17 protein-coding genes are annotated in these 17880 nt (G+C 73.4%); 13 read left to right on the plus strand and 4 right to left on the minus strand.

The features are described 5' to 3' along the window. The 6 genes from L3X23_RS25270 (at position 1) to L3X23_RS25295 (ending at position 5874) form a co-directional block, all read left to right on the plus strand. Entirely contained in the window at positions 1-1014 is a 1014-nt protein-coding gene (locus L3X23_RS25270; protein WP_093080230.1) for a C40 family peptidase, read from the plus strand. A gap of 11 nt (positions 1015-1025) precedes the next feature. Next, positions 1026-1484, plus strand: coding sequence for a hypothetical protein (locus L3X23_RS25275; RefSeq protein ID WP_093080225.1), 459 nt, complete (start codon positions 1026-1028; stop codon positions 1482-1484). Positions 1485-1696: 212 nt separating this feature from the next. Further along, positions 1697-3559: a molecular chaperone DnaK gene (gene dnaK / locus L3X23_RS25280; protein WP_237195074.1), complete on the plus strand. Its 1863-nt coding sequence runs from the start codon at positions 1697-1699 to the stop codon at positions 3557-3559. After that, positions 3556-4245, plus strand: coding sequence for a nucleotide exchange factor GrpE (grpE, locus tag L3X23_RS25285; protein WP_237195076.1), 690 nt, complete (start codon positions 3556-3558; stop codon positions 4243-4245). Before dnaK ends, grpE begins: the two co-directional genes overlap by 4 nt. Positions 4246-4256: 11 nt before the next feature. After that, positions 4257-5450: a molecular chaperone DnaJ gene (dnaJ, locus tag L3X23_RS25290; RefSeq protein ID WP_237195077.1), complete on the plus strand. Its 1194-nt coding sequence runs from the start codon at positions 4257-4259 to the stop codon at positions 5448-5450. A gap of 10 nt (positions 5451-5460) precedes the next feature. After that, positions 5461-5874 (plus strand): heat shock protein transcriptional repressor HspR, encoded by a 414-nt coding sequence (locus L3X23_RS25295; RefSeq protein WP_237195079.1) that lies wholly within the window; start codon positions 5461-5463, stop codon positions 5872-5874. A 45-nt stretch (positions 5875-5919) separates the two neighbouring features. On the opposite strand, the gene L3X23_RS25300 is transcribed toward L3X23_RS25295, so the two are convergent. Both L3X23_RS25300 and L3X23_RS25305 read right to left on the minus strand, forming a co-directional pair. Next, the gene (locus L3X23_RS25300; RefSeq protein WP_237195081.1) at positions 5920-6384 is read right to left on the minus strand and encodes a hypothetical protein; all 465 of its coding nucleotides are present in this window, start codon (positions 6382-6384) and stop codon (positions 5920-5922) included. A gap of 9 nt (positions 6385-6393) precedes the next feature. Continuing rightward, complete coding sequence (locus L3X23_RS25305) at positions 6394-7641, minus strand: MFS transporter (RefSeq protein ID WP_237195083.1); 1248 nt, start codon at positions 7639-7641, stop codon at positions 6394-6396. A 175-nt stretch (positions 7642-7816) separates the two neighbouring features. Between L3X23_RS25305 and L3X23_RS25310 the strand changes: the two genes are divergently transcribed. Genes L3X23_RS25310 through L3X23_RS25340 form a run of 7 tightly spaced genes read left to right on the plus strand, consistent with a single transcriptional unit; the run spans position 7817 to position 15424 of the window. Next, positions 7817-9301 carry an ABC transporter substrate-binding protein gene (locus L3X23_RS25310; protein WP_237195084.1) on the plus strand — a complete coding sequence of 495 codons (1485 nt, stop codon included), beginning with the start codon at positions 7817-7819 and terminating at the stop codon, positions 9299-9301. Then, a complete protein-coding gene (locus tag L3X23_RS25315; RefSeq protein WP_237195085.1) occupies positions 9298-10242 on the plus strand; it encodes an ABC transporter permease in 945 nt (314 codons plus the stop codon). Before L3X23_RS25310 ends, L3X23_RS25315 begins: the two co-directional genes overlap by 4 nt. Continuing rightward, positions 10239-11024, plus strand: coding sequence for an ABC transporter permease (locus tag L3X23_RS25320; protein ID WP_237195086.1), 786 nt, complete (start codon positions 10239-10241; stop codon positions 11022-11024). The genes L3X23_RS25315 and L3X23_RS25320 overlap by 4 nt, the downstream gene beginning before the upstream one ends. A gap of 42 nt (positions 11025-11066) precedes the next feature. Then, positions 11067-11897: a TauD/TfdA family dioxygenase gene (locus tag L3X23_RS25325; protein WP_237195087.1), complete on the plus strand. Its 831-nt coding sequence runs from the start codon at positions 11067-11069 to the stop codon at positions 11895-11897. 60 nt (positions 11898-11957) lie between these two features. Then, complete coding sequence (locus tag L3X23_RS25330; RefSeq protein WP_237195088.1) at positions 11958-13628, plus strand: sodium:proton antiporter; 1671 nt, start codon at positions 11958-11960, stop codon at positions 13626-13628. A 58-nt stretch (positions 13629-13686) separates the two neighbouring features. Continuing rightward, the gene (locus tag L3X23_RS25335; protein ID WP_237195089.1) at positions 13687-14889 is read left to right on the plus strand and encodes a hypothetical protein; all 1203 of its coding nucleotides are present in this window, start codon (positions 13687-13689) and stop codon (positions 14887-14889) included. Next, on the plus strand, positions 14870-15424 hold the full coding sequence (locus L3X23_RS25340) for a DsbA family protein (protein WP_237195090.1): 555 nt from the start codon (positions 14870-14872) through the stop codon (positions 15422-15424). The genes L3X23_RS25335 and L3X23_RS25340 overlap by 20 nt, the downstream gene beginning before the upstream one ends. An 82-nt stretch (positions 15425-15506) precedes the next feature. Here L3X23_RS25340 and L3X23_RS25345 read toward each other — a convergent pair whose 3' ends face one another. Then, on the minus strand, positions 15507-16526 hold the full coding sequence (locus L3X23_RS25345; RefSeq protein ID WP_237195091.1) for a tetratricopeptide repeat protein: 1020 nt from the start codon (positions 16524-16526) through the stop codon (positions 15507-15509). Next, the gene (locus tag L3X23_RS25350) at positions 16523-17785 is read right to left on the minus strand and encodes a 26S protease regulatory subunit (RefSeq protein ID WP_237195092.1); all 1263 of its coding nucleotides are present in this window, start codon (positions 17783-17785) and stop codon (positions 16523-16525) included. Before L3X23_RS25350 ends, L3X23_RS25345 begins: the two co-directional genes overlap by 4 nt. Between the last annotated feature and the right edge of the window lie 95 nt (positions 17786-17880).

A 17880-nucleotide genomic window follows, 5' to 3' on the forward strand; every position in this document is an offset into this window, starting at 1 on the left:
ATGCGCCTGTTCCGGCCGCTGCGGCTGCTGCTGCCGTTCGTCGCCATCGGGGTGGCGCTGGTGGTGTTCCTGGCGCTCGGGTTCCTCGCGTTCGCCCCGAACCAGGCGCAGCCCGGACCCACCATGGGCGCCTGCGACGCGGGCATCGGTGCGGTCGGGCGCTCCACCGCGGGGCAGCAGGCGGGCGCGACGCTGGAGACGCTGAGCGACGAGCAGAAGCAGAACGCGAACACGATCATCGGCGTCGGCAAGGAGATGAACACGCCCCCGCGGGCCTGGCTGGTCGCGCTGGCCACGGCGATGCAGGAGTCGACCCTGCGGAACATCGACTACGGGGACCGGGACTCGTTGGGGCTGTTCCAGCAGCGCCCGTCCCAGGGGTGGGGCTCGCCCGCGCAGGTCACCGACCCGCTCTACAGCTCGCGGACCTTCTACGAGCGGCTGCTGCAGGTCCCGCGCTGGGAGCAGATGCCGGTCACGGTGGCCGCGCAGACCGTGCAGCGCTCGGCCTTCCCGGACGCCTACGCGAAGTGGGAGACCCTCGCCGCGGGTCTGGTCGGGCAGTTCGGCGGGGTCGCCGACCCGGCCGGGTGCGGGCCCTCGGCCGCGTCGCTGCCCGCGGGCGTGGCCCGGGCCGCGATCGAGTTCGCCCTCGGCGAGGTGGGCAAGCCGTACGTGTGGGGCGCGACCGGGCCGAACACCTACGACTGCTCCGGGCTGATGCTGCGGGCCTTCGAGGCGGCGGGCGTGCAGCTCCCGCGGGTGTCCCGGGACCAGTACCGGGCGGGCGGGCACCTGCCCGTGCGCGACGCCCAACCCGGCGACCTGATGTTCTACGCCTACGACCGCAACGACCCGCGCACCATCCACCACGTGTTCCTCTACCTGGGCAACGACCAGATGGTCGAGGCGCCCTACAGCGGGCAGAACGTGCGGGTCCAGCCGGTAAATTGGGAGTACGACGAGCTGGTGCCCCTCGCCACCCGGCCCGGCACGCCTGCCAACACCGCCTGAACAGGAGCCCCGTGAGCCGCCCGGACCGCCCCCAGTCCGCACCCTCGTCCTGGTCCACCCCGCCGCGGCCGCGCTCGACGACGCCGCTCGCGGACTACCTCGACCGCCCGGTTCCCGGCGCGGGGCCGGACTACCTGGTCGTGCCGCGGTCGCTGGCGGAGGCGATGCCGCTGCGCTGGCAGCAGGTCTTCGCGGGCCTGCTCGCGGACCTGCACGACGCCTACGGCCACCTCGACTGGCCGGACTACCGCGTCGTCCCCTCGCGGTGGGAGCTGCTGGCGGACCTGGACGAGGAGCAGCTCGCCGCGGCGGGCTACGTCGCCGACCTGACCGCGGACGGCACCCTGGAGTACCGGGACGCCGCCGGGCGGCCCGCGCCGGACTCCCAGCGTGCGCTCGCGCCGGTCGAGGAGACGCTGCCGCACCGGGGCGACGAGGTGCCCCCGCCCCGGCCCGCTCCGCCGCTGTAGGGGCGTCTTCGGCTCTCTAGTCCGAACCCGAGAAAGCGGGATACGGAGAAAGTTGAGCCGGGTGGGAACAACCTCCGGAGGCCGCCCGTTGGACCGGTCAGAGAGTTGAGCGAACCAGGCTCAAGCCCGAGTTGACGGGCCGCGCCCGGAACGCAAGACTTGAGCCCGATCCGCTCAACGGAGCGGTCACCAACATTTCGGAGGCATCAACCATGGCTCGTGCGGTCGGCATCGACCTCGGGACCACCAACTCCGTCGTCGCCGTCCTCGAGGGCGGGGAGCCGACGGTCATCGCCAACTCCGAGGGCGCTCGGACCACGCCGTCGGTGGTGGCGTTCGCACGCAACGGCGAGGTCCTCGTGGGCCAGTCCGCCAAGAACCAGGCCGTCACCAACTCGGACCGCACGTTCCGGTCGGTGAAGCGCCACATCGGCGGTGACTGGAAGACCCCGGACATCGACGGCAAGACCTACAGCACGCAGGAGATCTCCGCGCGCGTGCTGCAGAAGCTCAAGCGGGACGCCGAGTCCTACCTCGGTGAGCCGATCACCGACGCGGTGATCACCGTCCCCGCGTACTTCGAGGACGCGCAGCGCCAGGCCACCAAGGAGGCCGGTCAGATCGCGGGCCTCAACGTCCTGCGCATCGTCAACGAGCCCACCGCGGCCGCGCTGGCGTACGGCCTGGACAAGGGCGAGACCGAGCAGACGATCCTCGTGTTCGACCTCGGCGGCGGCACGTTCGACGTGTCCCTGCTCGAGATCGGGGACGGTGTCGTCGAGGTCAAGGCCACCAACGGCGACAACCACCTCGGCGGAGACGACTGGGACGAGCGGATCGTCACCTGGCTCGTCGACAGGTTCAAGAGCGCGCAGGGCATCGACCTGACCAAGGACAAGATGGCCATGCAGCGGCTCCGCGAGGCCGCGGAGAAGGCGAAGATCGAGCTGTCCAGCTCGAACAACGCCACCATCAACCTGCCGTACATCACGGTCGACGGTGACAAGAACCCGCTGTTCCTGGACGAGACGCTCTCCCGCGCCGAGTTCCAGCGCATCACCCAGGACCTGCTCGACCGCACCCGCGCCCCGTTCAACCAGGTGGTGAAGGACGCCGGCATCTCCGTCGGCGACATCGACCACGTGGTGCTCGTGGGTGGCTCCACCCGCATGCCCGCCGTCACCGACCTGGTGAAGGAGCTGACCGGCGGCAAGGAGCCCAACAAGGGCGTGAACCCGGACGAGGTCGTCGCCGTCGGTGCCGCCCTGCAGGCCGGTGTGCTCCGCGGTGAGGTCAAGGACGTCCTGCTGCTGGACGTCACCCCGCTGTCCCTGGGCATCGAGACCAAGGGCGGCGTGATGACCAAGCTCATCGAGCGCAACACCACCATCCCCACCAAGAAGAGCGAGATCTTCACGACGGCGGACGACAACCAGCCGTCCGTGCAGATCCAGGTCTTCCAGGGTGAGCGCGAGATCGCGGCCTACAACAAGAAGCTCGGCATGTTCGAGCTGACCGGCCTGCCGCCCGCCCCCCGGGGCGTCCCGCAGATCGAGGTGTCCTTCGACATCGACGCCAACGGCATCGTGAAGGTCACCGCGATCGACAAGGGCACCGGCAAGAGCCAGGACATGACGATCACCGGCGGCTCGGCCCTGAGCAAGGACGAGATCGACCGCATGATGGCCGAGGCCGAGGCGCACGCCGCGGAGGACGCCAAGCGTCGTGAGGAGGCCGAGGTCCGCAACCAGGCCGAGACCCTCGTGTACCAGACGGAGAAGTTCCTGAAGGACAACGAGGAGAAGGTCCCCGCGGACGTCAAGGAGTCGGTGGAGTCCGGGCTGAACGAGGTGCGGGAGGCCCTGAAGGGCACCGACGCCGAGGCCATCAAGTCCTCGATGGAGAAGCTGGCCACCGAGTCGCAGAAGCTCGGCCAGGCGCTCTACCAGCAGCCCGGTGCCGAGGGTGCCCCCGCGGGTGACACCCCGGGTGCGGACGCGGGCGGCGCCAAGGCCGCGGACGACGACGTGGTGGACGCCGAGATCGTCGACGACGAGGAGAAGAAGGACAAGTGAGCACTCCCTACGGATCCGACCGCAGGCCGGGCCCGGAGGGGGAGCAGGAGCAGCCGATCCGCTTCACGGACCGGCGCCGGATCGACCCCCTGACGGGCGAGGTCCGGACCCCGGAGGAGGGGGGCACCCAGCAGGGTGCCCCCGCCCCGGGGGCGACTCCCCGCCCGCAGCCCGAGCCCGAGATCGAGCTGGACGACCCGCGCATCGCGGACCTCGAGAAGCAGCTCGAGGAGCGCACCAACGACCTGCAGCGCGTGCAGGCCGAGTACGCGAACTACCGGCGCCGGGTGGACCGGGACCGGGAGGCCACCCTGGTCAGCGCGAAGGTCTCCTTCGTCAGCGACCTGCTCACCGTGCTGGACGACATCGCGCGGGCCGAGCAGCACGGGGACCTCACCGGGCCGTTCAAGTCGGTGGCGGACAAGGTCGCCGGTGTCGTGGCCGGGCTGGGGCTGGAGTCCTTCGGCAAGGACGGGGAGCTGTTCGACCCGTCGTTGCACGAGGCCGTCCAGCACGAGCCGGCCGAGGCCCCCGGGCCCACGGTCACCGTCCTGACCGCCGTGCTGCGGCAGGGCTACAAGATCGCCGATCGGGTGCTGCGGCCCGCGATGGTCACCGTCGCGGACCGGCCGGACACTGCGCCGGACACCCGGGCGGAGACCACTGAGCACACTTCGGAAAGCTGAGAGGAGGCGGGATGACCCAGCGCGACTGGATCGAGAAGGACTTCTACCGTGAGCTGGGCGTCTCGTCCACGGCGTCGGACTCGGAGATCAAGAAGGCGTACCGGAAGCTCGCTCGCGAGCTGCACCCGGACGCCAATCCGGGCGACTCCAAGGCGGAGGCCCGGTTCAAGGCCGTCTCCGAGGCGTACGGGGTGCTCGGCGACCCGGCCAAGCGCAAGGAGTACGACGAGACCCGCAGCATGTTCGCGGGCGGCGGCATGCCCGGCGGTTTCGGGGGCGGCCAGGGTTTCCCCGGCGGGTTCGGCTCGCAGGGCGGGGCCCAGGGCTTCGACCTGAACGACCTGTTCGGGCAGGCAGGCCGCGGCGGCGGTGGCGGCGGTGGGCTGGGGGACCTCTTCGGGGGTCTGTTCGGCAACCGCGGCCCCGCCGCGGGTCCCACGTCGCAGCGGGCCCAGCAGGGCTCCGACGTGGAGAGCGCGCTGCAGATCTCGTTCGAGGACGCGGTCCGCGGCGCCACCATGACGCTGACGGTCACGTCCCCCGGCACCTGCGACACCTGCCACGGCAGCGGCGCGCGGCCCGGCACCTCGCCGCACACCTGCCCGGTGTGCGGAGGGTCCGGGTTCGTGAACCGCTCCGAGGGTGCGTTCGCGATGTCGGAGCCCTGCCGCGAGTGCCGCGGCACCGGGTCCGTGATCGACGACCCGTGCCCCGAGTGCCACGGGGACGGCGTCAGCACCAAGGCGCGGCCGCTGACCGTCCGCATCCCGGCGGGCGTGGAGGACGGCCAGCGCATCCGGCTGGCGGGCAAGGGCGGTCCGGGGCGCTTCGGCGGCCCGTCCGGCGACCTGTACGTGAAGCTCTCCGTGACCCCGCACCGGCTGTTCGGCCGGTCCGCGAAGGATTCGCGCGATCTCACGCTCAAGGTGCCGGTGACCTTCCCCGAACTCGTCCGGGGTGCGACCCTGACCGTGCCCACCCTCGACTCGACCGTGTCGCTCAAGATCCCCGCGGGGACCGCGAGCGGCCGGACCTTCCGGGTCCGCGGGCGCGGGGTGCAGGCGAAGAAGGGTGCGGGCGACCTCCTCGTCACCGTTGAGGTGGCCGTCCCGCAGCGGCTGGACGACGAGGCGGCGGCGGCACTGGAGGCCTACGCGGACGCCACGAAGTCCTTCGACCCGCGAGCCGACCTGCTCGCGCGATAGGAGGTGACCGATGGCTGACGACACCGGGCTCCCGCCTGGCGCGAGTGCGGACACGCCGGTCTTCGTCATCTCCATCGCCGCGGAGCTGTCCGGGCTGCACGCCCAGACGCTGCGCAGCTACGACCGGCTGGGGCTGGTGAGCCCCGGCCGGTCGCCGGGCGGCGGTCGGCGCTACTCGGCGCGGGACATCGCGCTGCTCCGCGAGGTGCAGCGGCTCTCCCAGGAGGAGGGCGTCAACCTGGCCGGGATCAAGCGGATCATCGAGCTCGAGCAGCTGGTGGACCAGCTGAAGGAGCAGGTGGCGGCGCTGACGGAGGAGCTCCGCCAGCGCGACATCCCCGCGTCCTACCGCACCGACCTGGTCCCGGTCGACCGCAGCGCCGTGGTGGTGTGGCAACCCCGCCCGTCCCGCCGCAAGACCTGACGCATTATGGAACCATAATGTCGGTTCTGGGCCCAAAAAACGACGTTATGGTTCCATAATGCGTTCGACCACGCCCGCGTCGATCTCGCGTTCGACCTGGGCCAGGGGCTTTCTCGCGATCGTGCCCGGGACGGCGGTGTCGAGGATGGACTCGTCGTCCTCGACCACGTCCGCGATCACCGCGCTGCCGCCCGCGGGCACGGCCTGGGCGATGTGCCGCAGCGCCAGCCCCTCCTCGGACTGCTCGGCGGCGCCGTAGAGCGCCACGAGCTGGTTGCCGAACAGCAGCGTGTCGACCGGGCCCAGCAACAGCGTGACCAGCGCGCCGAGCCGCGGGTGCGTGTCGGCGAAGGTCAGCGCGTCCCCGGTCTGTTCGTCGAGGGTGAGCTTCCCGTCCGCCGCCCGATGGACGATGGCCGCAGCGCGCAGCTCGATCGCATCGGACGCCCGCAGTGCGCTCAGCGCCTCGGCAGGATCCGAACCCGTTACCACCAGCACGTTCTCGGCCACGACCGCACGCTATCCAACCCGGGCGACGGGTGCGCGGCCGAGTAGCCCGCCCAGCACGACGGCGGCGACGAGCGGCACCACCGCCAGCACCAGCCACGGGACGACCGGCGGCCCGTCGAGCAGCGCGCCCACCGCGGTGCTCCCGATGAGCACGGCGACCCCGCCCGCGGACGACAGCACCCCGAAGTACGCGCCCAGCCTGCGTTCCCGCGCGAGCTGCGGCACCAGGTCCTGCGCGATCGGCACGGCCAGCATCTGCCCGGCCGTGAGCACCACCACGAACACCACCGCCGGCCACAGCGCCCGCAGCGGCAGGGCCACGGCGACGACGACGAAGGCCAGCGCCATGAGTGCGAACCCCGCCACCAGCGCGCGGGTGCCGTTCGTGCGGGCCCACCGCGTGACGGGCACCTGGCCCGCGATCACCATCACCGACGCGACCACGAACAGCCACCCCAGCGCCGACTCCGACCCGGTGCGGCTCAGCTCGGCGGGCAGCGCCAGGTACAGCTGGTTGTAGCAGAGCAGGTAGGCCGAGTAGCCCGCCGCGAAGGCGAGGAACCGGCGGTTGGCGAGCACCTCCGCCCAGCCCGCGAGCATCGGCTCGTCGGCGTGCGGGGCCGGGCGGCGCGGCAGCCAGACGGCGTGGGCCACCAGGATCAGCACGAACGCGCCCGCGGCGACCAGGCAGGCCAGCCGGAAGTCCACGAGCAGCAGCGCGGTCCCCACCAGCGGCCCGACCACGGTCCCCAGCTGCCCGCTCACCGCGAACATCGCGAAGACGTCCGCCCGGGTGAGCCCGTCCCGTTCTCCCGCCCGCTCCAGCAGACCCGCCTCCCTGGCCAGCGACGACTCGACCGCCGGGGAGAACAGCGCGGCCGCGAAGCCGGTGAGCAGGGCGCCCCCGACCACGCCCGCGAGCGTGCCGGAGACCCCCAGGAGGACGAACCCGCCGACCCGCAGGGCGCAGCCCGCGAGGATGACGGGTTTCGCACCCCACCGGTCGGCCAGGACCCCGCCGACCATGAACAGCCCCTGCTGGCTGAACGTCCGCAGCCCGAGCACCAGCCCGACGACCCCGCCCGCCAGCGCCAGGTCCTCGGACAGGTGCGCCGCCAGGTACGGCAGCACCATGTAGAAGCCCACGTTGAAGGCGCCCTGGGTGGTCACCAGGAGCTTCATCACCAGCGGCAGCCGGCCGAAGTCGGCCAGGGCCGCGAACCGGCGCAGGCCGGTGCGGGAGGCGGGTCCGGGCATAATCGCCTATTAGTAGCATCAGCAGGTGGTTCGCGACACTGTGACCTCTTCCGTCAAACATGCAGGTCGACGCACATGATTGACAGAGCGTTCAGGTATCCGCACGATCTCTGCGGCCCTCACCCGATCGCCTGAAAGGCCCTCGATGCCCTCCACCGTTCGTCGGCTACTCGCCGTGGGAGCCCTGCTCGGGCTCGTCGCGGGCTGCGGCGGGAACGCCGCGTCGACCGGCACCCCCGTGCCGGACGGCGAGCTGCGGATCGCCGCCCAGTTCGCCCCCCGCTCCGGCTACGCGATGGACACCGACGACGCGTTCGTCGTGGCGAACATCGGCTCGTCCGAGACCCTGGTGAAGGCGGGATCGGACGGGACCGCGCAGCCGTCGCTGGCCACCTCGTGGACGCAGGACGGCGCCCGGTGGACCTTCACGCTGCGGCCGGGGGTGACCTTCCAGGACGGCACCCCGCTCACCCCGGCAGCCGTGGTCAACTCGCTGACCTGGGTCGCCGGGGTGTCGGCCCCGCCGCGGGCGATCAGGGGCATCGGCCTGACGGCCGCCGAGAGCGGGCCGGACGCCGTCACGGTCACCACGACGAAGCCGGACCCGATCCTGCCGCTGCGGCTGAGCTCGGTGAACACCGCGATCCTGGCGCCGAGCGCGTACACCGGCGGGCCGCCGAACGTCGTGGGGACCGGCACCGGTCCGATGCGGATCGTGTCCGCGCAGGGCACCCAGGAGGCCGTCGTCGAGCGGAACGACGCCTACTGGGGCCCGCGCCCGCAGCTGGCCAGGGCCACGGTGCAGTTCGTGACGGACCCGGCCGCGCGGGCGCTCGCGCTGCGCGCCGGGGACGTCCAGATCGCGCAGGGCCTGCCCGAGTCGTCCCTGCTCGAGTTCACCGAGGGCAACGGCTACACGAACCAGAGCGTCGCGGCCCCGCGCACGGTGTCGCTGATGCTCAACGAGTCCCGCGCCCCGTTCGACGACATACGGGTCCGGCAGGCCGTCGCGAAGGCGATCGACCGCACCGCGCTGGCCGAGCAGGCGCTCGCCGGGTCGGCCCTGCCCGCGTCGGAGCTGTTCGGCCCCGCGGTCGCGTGGGGCAGCCAGGACCCGCCGCCCGCCCCGGACGTCCAGGGCGCGAAGGACCTGCTGGCCGCGGCGGGCAACCCGCAGATCAGCGTCACGCTGGCGACCTACCCCAACCGGCCCGAGCTGCCGACCCTGGCCACCGCGGTGCAGGGCATGCTGCGCGAGATCGGCGTCGACGCCCGGATCCAGATCGGCGAGTACGGCCCGCAGGAGCCGGGGCTGCTCGCGGGGGACTACGACATGTTCCTGCTCTCCCGCAACTACCTGACCGACGTCCCGGACGCCGGGTCCACGCTGGTCAGCGACTACTCCTGCGCCGGGTCGTACAACATCAACCGCTACTGCTCGCCGGAGTTCGACGCGCTGCTCGCCCCGCTGGGCACCACCTCCGACCCCGCGGAGCGGCAGCGGATCTTCACCGCCGCGGCGGCGAAGCTGGACGCCGACGCCGTCGGGCTGCCGCTGGTGCACTCGCAGGAGAACGCGGTCGGCAGGGATGTCGCCGGCTACACGATCGACCCGCTGGCCAAGCAGCTCCTCACGCCCGAGGTGACCCGGACCGAGTGACCGGACTCGTCGGACGTCGGCTGCTCACCGTGCCGTTCGTCCTCCTCGGCGCCGCCCTGCTGATCTTCCTGCTGCCGCGGCTGGCCGGGGTGGACACGGTGCGGGCGGTGCTGCGCAGCCGAACCGCGGAGGCCGAGCCGGACCCGGCGGTCGCCGCCCGCGTCACCGCCGAGCTGGGGCTGGACCGCTCCTGGGTCGAGCAGTTCCTGCGCTGGCTCGGCCACGCCCTGCGCGGTGACCTCGGCACCTCCTTCGCCACGCGCACGCCGATCGCCCCGCAGCTGGGGGCGGCGCTGGAGGTCTCCGCCGTGCTCTCCGCGCTGGCCCTGCTGGTCGCCGCGGTGGTCGGCATCCCGCTCGGGGTGCGTGCGGCGCGGCGCCGCGGCGGGCTCGCCGACCGGGTGGTCACCGCGATCTCCGTGGTGGGGGTGGCGGTGCCGGAGTTCGTGCTGGCCCCGGTGCTCGTCCTGCTGCTCGCGATCGCGGTGCCGCTGCTGCCCGCGACCGGCTGGGGCACCCCCGCGCAGGCGGTGCTGCCGGTGCTCACCCTCGCCTGCTTCCCGGTCGCCCTGGCCGCGCAGCTCACCCGGGCCGAGACCCTGGACGCGCTGGCCCGCCCGCACGTCACCGTGGCCCTGGCCAAGGGGCTGGGGCCGTCCCGGCTCGTCTGGCGGCACGGGGCGCGGCTGGCCCTGACCGGGGTCACCGCCCTGTCGGGGATGTTCTTCGCGGGGCTGCTGGGCGGCGCGGTGGTCGTCGAGGTGGCCTTCGGCATCCCGGGGCTGGGGCGGCTGCTCTACGACGCGGTGATCGGTCAGGACCTGCCGATGCTGCAGGCCGGGCTGCTCGCCGTCGTCGCGGTGGCGGTCGTCGCGGGCATCGGCGCCGAGGCGCTGGCGCTCGCCCTGGATCCCGTCGCCCGCAGCGAGGCCGAGGGATGAGGCGCGATCCGGTCCTCGTGACCTGCGCCGTCGTGGTCGCGGTGCTGCTCGTGGCCGCCTTCCTGCCGCTCGACGCCGTCTCGACGAACCTGGCCGAGCGGTTCGCGGGGCCCTCACCCGCGCACCCGCTCGGCACGGACAACCTGGGGCGGGACGTGCTGGCCCGGCTGGTGGTGGGCACCAGGCTCTCGGTCTGGTTCACCCTGCTCGCGGTGGTCGCCTGTGCGGTGATCGGCACCCTGGTGGGCCTGCTGGCGGGCTACGCGGGCGGGGCGGTGGGGCAGCTGCTGCAGCGCGTCCTCGACGTCCTCGTGGCCATCCCGACGATCATCGTCGGCCTGGTCGTGGCGGCGGTCCGCGAGCCCGGGCTCGGCACCCTGGCGATCGCTGTCCTGCTCACCGGCTGGACCCCGTTCGCCCGGCTCGCCTACCAGCTCACGGTGCGGGAACGGGCCCGCGAGTACGTCGAGGGGGCGGTGGCGCTGGGCGCGGGCGCGGGCCGGATCGTGCTCGTCCACATCCTGCCGAACGCGATCCGACCGCTGACCGCGCACGCCTGCCTGCGGTTCGCCAACGTGCTGTTGTCGCTGGCGGGCCTGTCCTTCCTGGGGTTGGGCGCCCAGCCGCCCACCCCCGAGTGGGGCGCGATGCTCGCCGAGGGCAGGCAGTTCCTGTTCGCCGCGCCGCAGCTCGTCGTGCTGCCCGGCGCGGCGGTGGTGGTCGCGGCGCTCGTCGTCACGCTGCTCGGGCGACGGCTGGATGCGCGGTGGTCCGGCAGATAGGGTGCTCTTGCCAGTGAGTGGCGAGAGAGGGTCGGTGCCGGGATGGCGGTCACGAGCGCGAGCGGTCGACGGAGCGGCGAGGTCCGCCCCGAGTGGAAGGAGACCCTCGGGGCCGTCGGCGTGGTGCCCCCCGTCGTCACGGACCTGCGGGCCGGGCTGGCCGAGGCGGGCGCGGCGATCGTTCCGGGTTACGCGACCGACCCGGAACGGCTCGTCGACGCCGCCGCCACCGCACTCGGCGGCGGACTGCGCGAGCTGTTCGGGATCCGGGCCCAGGGCGGCACCGACGCCCCGATCCTGGGCCTGCACTCCGACGGCGCGAACGTCGTCGTCGACGTGCACGGGCACCCGGTGCGGCTGCGGGACCCGGACGAGGACTGGCTGCTCATGCTCTGCGGGCGTGCCGCGGACTCCGGCGGGGACTCGGTCCTGGTCGACGGGTATGCGCTGGTCGAGGCCCTGCGCACCGCCGCGGAGCCGGAGCTGCGCGAGGTGCACGAGTTCCTCGTTGGCACGGACGTCGACTTCTTCGGCAGCTGGGTCCAGCCGGCCCGCGGGGTACCGGCGACCCCGCTCGTCCGCCGGATGGTGGAGTACACGCGCGCCGGCCGTCGGGCGGTCCGGGCCAGCGACTACGCCGCCCCCGTCCCGCGCTCGCCGTACTGGGACACCGAGCTCGCGCTGATCGAGCGGTACGCGGACGTCCTCGCCACCGCGATGGAGGTCGCCCCGCGCTTCCGCCTCGACGCGGGCGACCTGTTCGTGCTGGACAACTACCGCTTCCTCCACGGCCGAGACGCCTACCGCGGCGAGCGCACCCTCCACGTGCTGACGGTCCGCTCGGTCGGCGCCTTCGGCGCCCGTGCGTGGTAAGTGGTGCCAGAGCACCACTTACCACGCACGACCGCGGGGGGCGCCCGCTAGCGTTGCGCTGTGGAATTGCTGATCATCGGCGTCTGCGGGCTGCTCGCGATCGCGGCGTGCGCCGTGCTCTCGGAACGGGTCGGGGTGGCGGCGCCGCTGGTGCTCGTCGTGGTCGGGCTGCTGGTGAGCATCGTGCCGGGCGTGCCGGAGTTCGCCGTCGACCCCGAATGGATCCTCGCGGGCGTCCTGCCGCCGCTGCTGTTCTCCTCCGCGGTGTCGATGCCCGCCATGGACTTCCGGCGCGAGCTGGGCGCGATCAGCGGGCTGTCCGTGCTGCTCGTGGTGCTGTCGACGGCGGTGCTCGGCCTCGTCGTGAACGCGCTGGTCCCCGACCTGGGCCTGGCCGCGAGCTTCGCGCTCGGGGCGATCTTGAGCCCCACCGACGCCGTCGCCACGTCCATCGTGAAGAAGGTCGGCGTCGCACCCCGGATCACGACGCTCCTCGACGGCGAGAGCCTGCTCAACGACGCCACCGCCCTCGTCGTGCTCCGCGCGGCGATCGCCGCCACCGCGGCGTCGGTGTCGGTCGGCGGGGTGCTGGCGGACTTCGTGGTCGCCGTCGTCGTGGCCGTCGTCGTCGGGCTGGTGGTGGGCAGGCTCGGGCTCGTCGTCCGCTCCCGCATCCGGCAGGCGCCGGTGAGCACCGTGGTGTCCTACGCGCTGCCGTTCGCGGCGTCGATCCCCGCGGAGGAGCTCCACGGGTCCGGACTGGTCGCGGCCGTCGTCGCGGGGCTGGTGACGGGGCAGGGCGCCATCCGGTTCCTGTCGCCGCAGCACCGGCTGTCCGACAGGCAGAACTGGCGCACCGTCGAGACCGTCCTGGAGGGCGGGATCTTCCTGCTGATGGGCCTGGAGCTGACGACGGTGCTGGGCGACCTGCGGGCGGACGCCGGCTCGGTCTGGGCCGGCGTCGGGCTGGCGGCCCTCGCCCTGGTGCTCACCCTCGCGGTCCGCGCGGTGTTCCTCGCCCCGCTGATCGCCGTCCAGAACCGGTTCGCCCGCCGGGGCGCGTCCCTGCGCCCGCGGCTGGCGGGGGTGGACGAGAAGCTGCAGGTGGGGAACACGATCGAGTTCCGCGGCCGCTCCCGCGAGATCGACGACCCCGAACGCGCCGAGCGCTTCCGCACCCGGCTGCGCCGCAAGATCGCCGACATCGACTACCTGCTCGCCGTGCCGCTCGGCCCCCGGGAGGGCGCCGTGCTCGTCTGGGCCGGGATGCGCGGCGCGGTCACCCTCGCCGCCGCGCAGACCCTGCCCGAGGACACGCCGCTGCGCTCGCTGCTGGTGTTCGTCGCGTTCCTGGTCGCGGCCGCGTCGCTGCTGGTCCAGGGCGGCACGCTGGCCTGGTTCGTCCGGCTGGTCAAGCCCGCGGCCCCCGATCCCGACGAGGTCGCGGCCGAACGCGGCGAGCTCATCGACCGGATGCGCGCGGCGAGCTGGACGGTGCTGGAGCAGCACGCGGCCAACCCGCAGGTCGCGGAGTTCCTGGAGCGATCCGCCGACGAGGCCCAGCGGCCCGACCCCGGCGACCTGCGCGCGCTGCGCCTGGAGATGATCGAGGCGCAGCGCGCGGCCCTGGTCGCCGCCCGCGCCGAGGGCACCTTCGACGCCGGGGCGCTGACCACGGCACTGGAGAACCTCGACGCCGAACAGATCAGCATCGAGCTGCGCGGCGGCTGAATCCGCCGGCGGGCGGCTCGGGCGTAACGTCCGTTCCGACGCCGGCGACGGTCCCGTCGTGGTGGAGGGACTGCAGGTTCGGGGCCTGCGTGCGCGTCGCGACCGGCGTGGGCCGGTCGCGGGCACGTCGGTCGCCGTCCTGGCGTGGACGGCGCTGGTGTGCGTCGGATTCCTCGGCAGCGCCCTGCTCGCGACGGACACCGTCGTCGGTGGGTACAACGCCAGTGCCTACTGGGTGTCCTACCGGGACGGCTTCGTGAAGCGCGGGCTGCCCGGCGCGGTGCTGGAGACGGTGGTCGGCGGCCCGCCCGGCCTGCTCGCGGCGTCGGTGTTCGGGGCCGCGTTGATCGTGCTCGCCCTCGCGGCGCTCGCCCTGCTCGTCCGGATGACGGTGCGCGCGGTCCCCGCCCCCGCGCACCGGCTCGTCGGGGCGGCGCTCGTGATCGCCTCGCCCTTCACCTTCGCGCTCGTGGTGCAGAACCGCGGCCGCTACGACCTGATCGTCGTGGTCTGCCTCGTCCTCGCCGCGTGGCTCGCGTCGTCGCGGTCCCTGCCCTGGTTGCGGGCCGCAGGGATCTCCGCCCTGGTCGCCGTGGGCGCGGCGAGCATGGAGATCGCGTTCGGGTTCCTCGGGCCGCTCGCCGAGCGGATCGGACTCGGCGCCCTGGCGCTGCTTCCGGGGCTCGCCGTCACCGCGGCGTCGCTGATCGCGCCCCCGGCGGGATCCGCGCTGGTCGCGGCCTCGGAGCGGGCTGCGGCGGCGGGCCTCCCGATCACGGCCGCGCAGGAGAGCTCGATCTCCGCGCTCGGACAGAACCTGTCGGACGCCCTCGCGTTCACCGCCTCGGTCAGCCCCTTGTCGATCCTGCTCTGCGCCGCGGTCCTCGGCGGCTGTTACGCCCTGAGCGCGTACCTGCTGTGGGTCGTCACGGGTCGGGTCCGCCCGCGCCTCGTCCTGGCCGTGGTGGCGGTGAACGCCCTGGTCGCCCTGGTGCTCAGCGCCGTCGGGACCGACTATCGGCGCTGGTGGGGGCTCGCCTTCGTCGCGACGGCGGCGGGCCTGGTCCTCCTCGCGCGGGACGTTCCGCGCGTCCCCGCGGCCCGGCACGCGGACGAGCGGCCCTGGCGCCGCCTGCTCGTCGCGGGCCTGCTCGCCTCCGCGGTGCTGCAGGTCTTCCCCATCTGGCCCACCTGGGAGCCCTCGGCCTCCACGAACGCCTCCCTCGAGCACGTGCTGCACCATGGGACGAGTGCAGGTTGAGATCTTCGTGGACCCGGTGTGCCCCTTCGCCTGGATCGCCTACGAGTGGATCCGCGAGGTGGAGCGGCAGCGGGAGATCGAGGTCCGGCTGCGGATCATGAGCCTCGCCGTGCTGAACGACGAGGTCGAGTCCGAGAGGGGCCGCGACAGCGCCTGGCGGCCCGTGCGGGTCGGGATCGCGGCCGGTGAGCGGCTGCGGGAGTTCTACGAGTCGTTCGGCAGGCTCTACCACGTGGAGAAGGTGCGCCCGCGCGACGAGGCGCTCCGGCGGGCGGCCCCCGCGCTCTACGCGGCCGCGGACGATCCCACCCTCGACGAGGCGGTCCGGGCCAGCCACGAGGCCGGCATCGCCCCCGTCGGCCTGGACGTCGGCACCCCGACCTTCCACGTCGAGGGGACCGCGTTCTTCGGCCCCGTCCTGAGCGCGGTCCCCCGCGGCCAGGACGCCCTCGACGTGTTCGACGGCGCGATCCTCCTGGCCCGCAACCCGCACTTCTCCGAGCTCAAGCGCACCCGCCGCCCCCTCGACCCGTGAGCGGCGATGGTCGCCCCGGCGACTCCGCTCGCCCACCCCGCCGCCTCCGGCGGCTGCCGACCCCCGGCCGCCAGCCTCACAGTCAGGACCTGCGGAAGGCCCGGACGCCCAGGGCGAGCCACCCCAGCGCGATCAGGATGATCCACACCCCGGCGACCATGAGGCCGAACCCGCTGGCCAGGGCGCCGACGTAGAGCAGGAGACACAGCGCGAGCGCCACGTAGGTGACCGTCAGCGCGCGGTCCGTGCCGACGGCCTTGCGCACCACCGGCCAGGTGCGGCGCGGCAGGTCGCGGGTGGTCCACCAGGTCAGCGCCGCGGTGAGCACGAGCACGACCGCCGCGGAGACGCGCGCCCCGGTCGTCGAGCCCAGTGAGGCGCCGAGGGTGACGATCGTGACCGCGAACAGCCACATCCGCAGGCGCCAGGACAACTGCCACAGCACCACGACGACGGTCCGCGCGACCTCCGGCATGGTGGGGTCCAGCCGGCCGGCCGCGATCAGCCCGGCGAGGGCCTTGGCGGGGCGGCGGCCGCGGGCGTCGAGCAGGGCGAGATCGTGCTTCGCCGCCGCGTTCTCCGGGTCGATCCGCAGCGTGGCCTCGTACTCCCGGCGGGCCAGGTCCCGGTGCGCCTTGTCCCGCAGGTCGCTGGCGCAGTCCGCGAGCAGCAGGTGCGCCGCCGCCGAGTCGGGATCCAGCTCCACCACCCGCCGCGCCACCTGCACCGCGTCCGCGGGGCGCCCCGCGCGCTGCAGGACCTTCGCGTAGCCGTGGGCGGCGGCGGGCTCGTCCGGCGACAGGGAGACGGAGACGTACCCGGCCTGGAGCGCCTCGGCGTGCCTGCCGAGCAGCGACAGGTGCAGGGCGCGCAGCCGGTGCGAGCGCTCCAGCTCGGGGCCCGCGGCGCACGCGGCCTCGGCGACGGCGAGCCCTTCCGCGTACCGCTTCGCCAGCAGCAGCGTCGAGGACAGCGTGCCCAGCAGCCGCGGGTCCTGCGGCTCCAGCGCCACGGCCTCGCGCGCCGCCTGCTCGGCCTCGGCGAGGCGGCCGACCTGGCCGAGCTGCTCGGCCCGCAGCGCCAGGTCGAACGGGCCGCTCACAGACGTCGGTTCTTCTTGAGGTAGGCCGCCAGGTCGTCGTACGACCCGTCGTGGTTGGCGAACAGGGCCACGTTGCGGGCCGTGGCGAACCACGGGCCGGTGCTCGGCTGGACCTCCTTGAGCGCGGCCTGGAGGTCCTTCATGGTCAGCGGCCGGACCTGTCCGCTGCGCATGGAGTCCGCCAGCGCCCGCTCGGCCGCCGTCTCGACGAGGTGGGCGAGATCGGCGCCGGAGAAGTGCTCGGTGGCCTTGACCAGCTTCCCCAGGTCGATGCCCTCGACCGGCCGCTTCTCCAGGTGGCGGCGCAGGATGGCGGCCCGGGCGCCCTCGTCCGGCGGCAGGACGAGCACCATGCGGTCGAAGCGGCCCGGCCGACGCAGGGCCGAGTCGATGTCCCACGGGTGGTTGGTGGCCCCGAGGACGTACACGCCGTCGTTGTCCCCGGACATCTCGGCCAGCAGCGTGTTCACGGTGTTGCGCAGCGACGAGCTGTGCGTGAGGTGGGAGCGCTTCTGGCCCAGCGCGTCCACCTCGTCGAAGAACAGGACGTGCGGGGCCCGGCGCCGGGCGTCGTCGAACACCGCCTTGAGGTTGCGCTCGGAGGCGCCGACCCACATGTCGAGGACGTCCGCGATCCCGATCTCGGTGAACGACGCGCCCAGCTCGCCCGCCACCGCACGGGCGAGGAAGGTCTTGCCGCACCCGGGCGGGCCGTAGAGCAGCAGGCCGCCGCTCGCGCTCTTGCCGAAGGCCTTCGCCATCTCCGGGTTGCGCATCGGGCCGAGGAAGGAGAGCTCGAGGCGCTCCTTGACCTGCTCCATCCCACCGACGTCCGCGAGCCGCACGGCGGGCCGCTCGGCCTCGGCGACCACCGGGTCGCCCGCCTCCTCCACGAACGCGGGCGCCGGGGCGAACTCCTTGACCTGCTCCTCGGCCTGCCCCCAGTCGAACGACGCGGGGTCGTTCTCGGTGGGCTCGGGCAGCGCCCGCACCGGGAACGGCTGCGTCGGCGGGTGCACCGTCGGGAGCGGGTTGGTGGGCGGGTTCGGCGGGTCCGACAGCGCCCGCGTGACGCGCTGCAGCAGGGCGAGCGCGGCCGGGTCGCCGGGCGCGTTCGCGAGCGCGGTCGTGGTGTGCTGCAGCGCCTCCGCCGCCCGGTCGCGGGCGAGCAACAGCTCCGCGACGTGCAGCCGGAGCGGGACGTCCGCGGGGGCGGCTTCGACCGCGGCCAGCAGGCTGGTGAGGAGCGGATCGGTCATCGCGGACCAGTATCCCCGGTCGTGGAAAATAGTTGGCCTTGAGTGGAACAGACTCAAGTTTCCTGCCGTTGAAGCCATCGACGGGGTTACGATGA

The organism is Pseudonocardia sp. WMMC193 (assembly GCF_021728735.1).
GTDB classification, from domain to species: Bacteria; Actinomycetota; Actinomycetes; order Mycobacteriales; family Pseudonocardiaceae; genus Pseudonocardia; species Pseudonocardia oroxyli.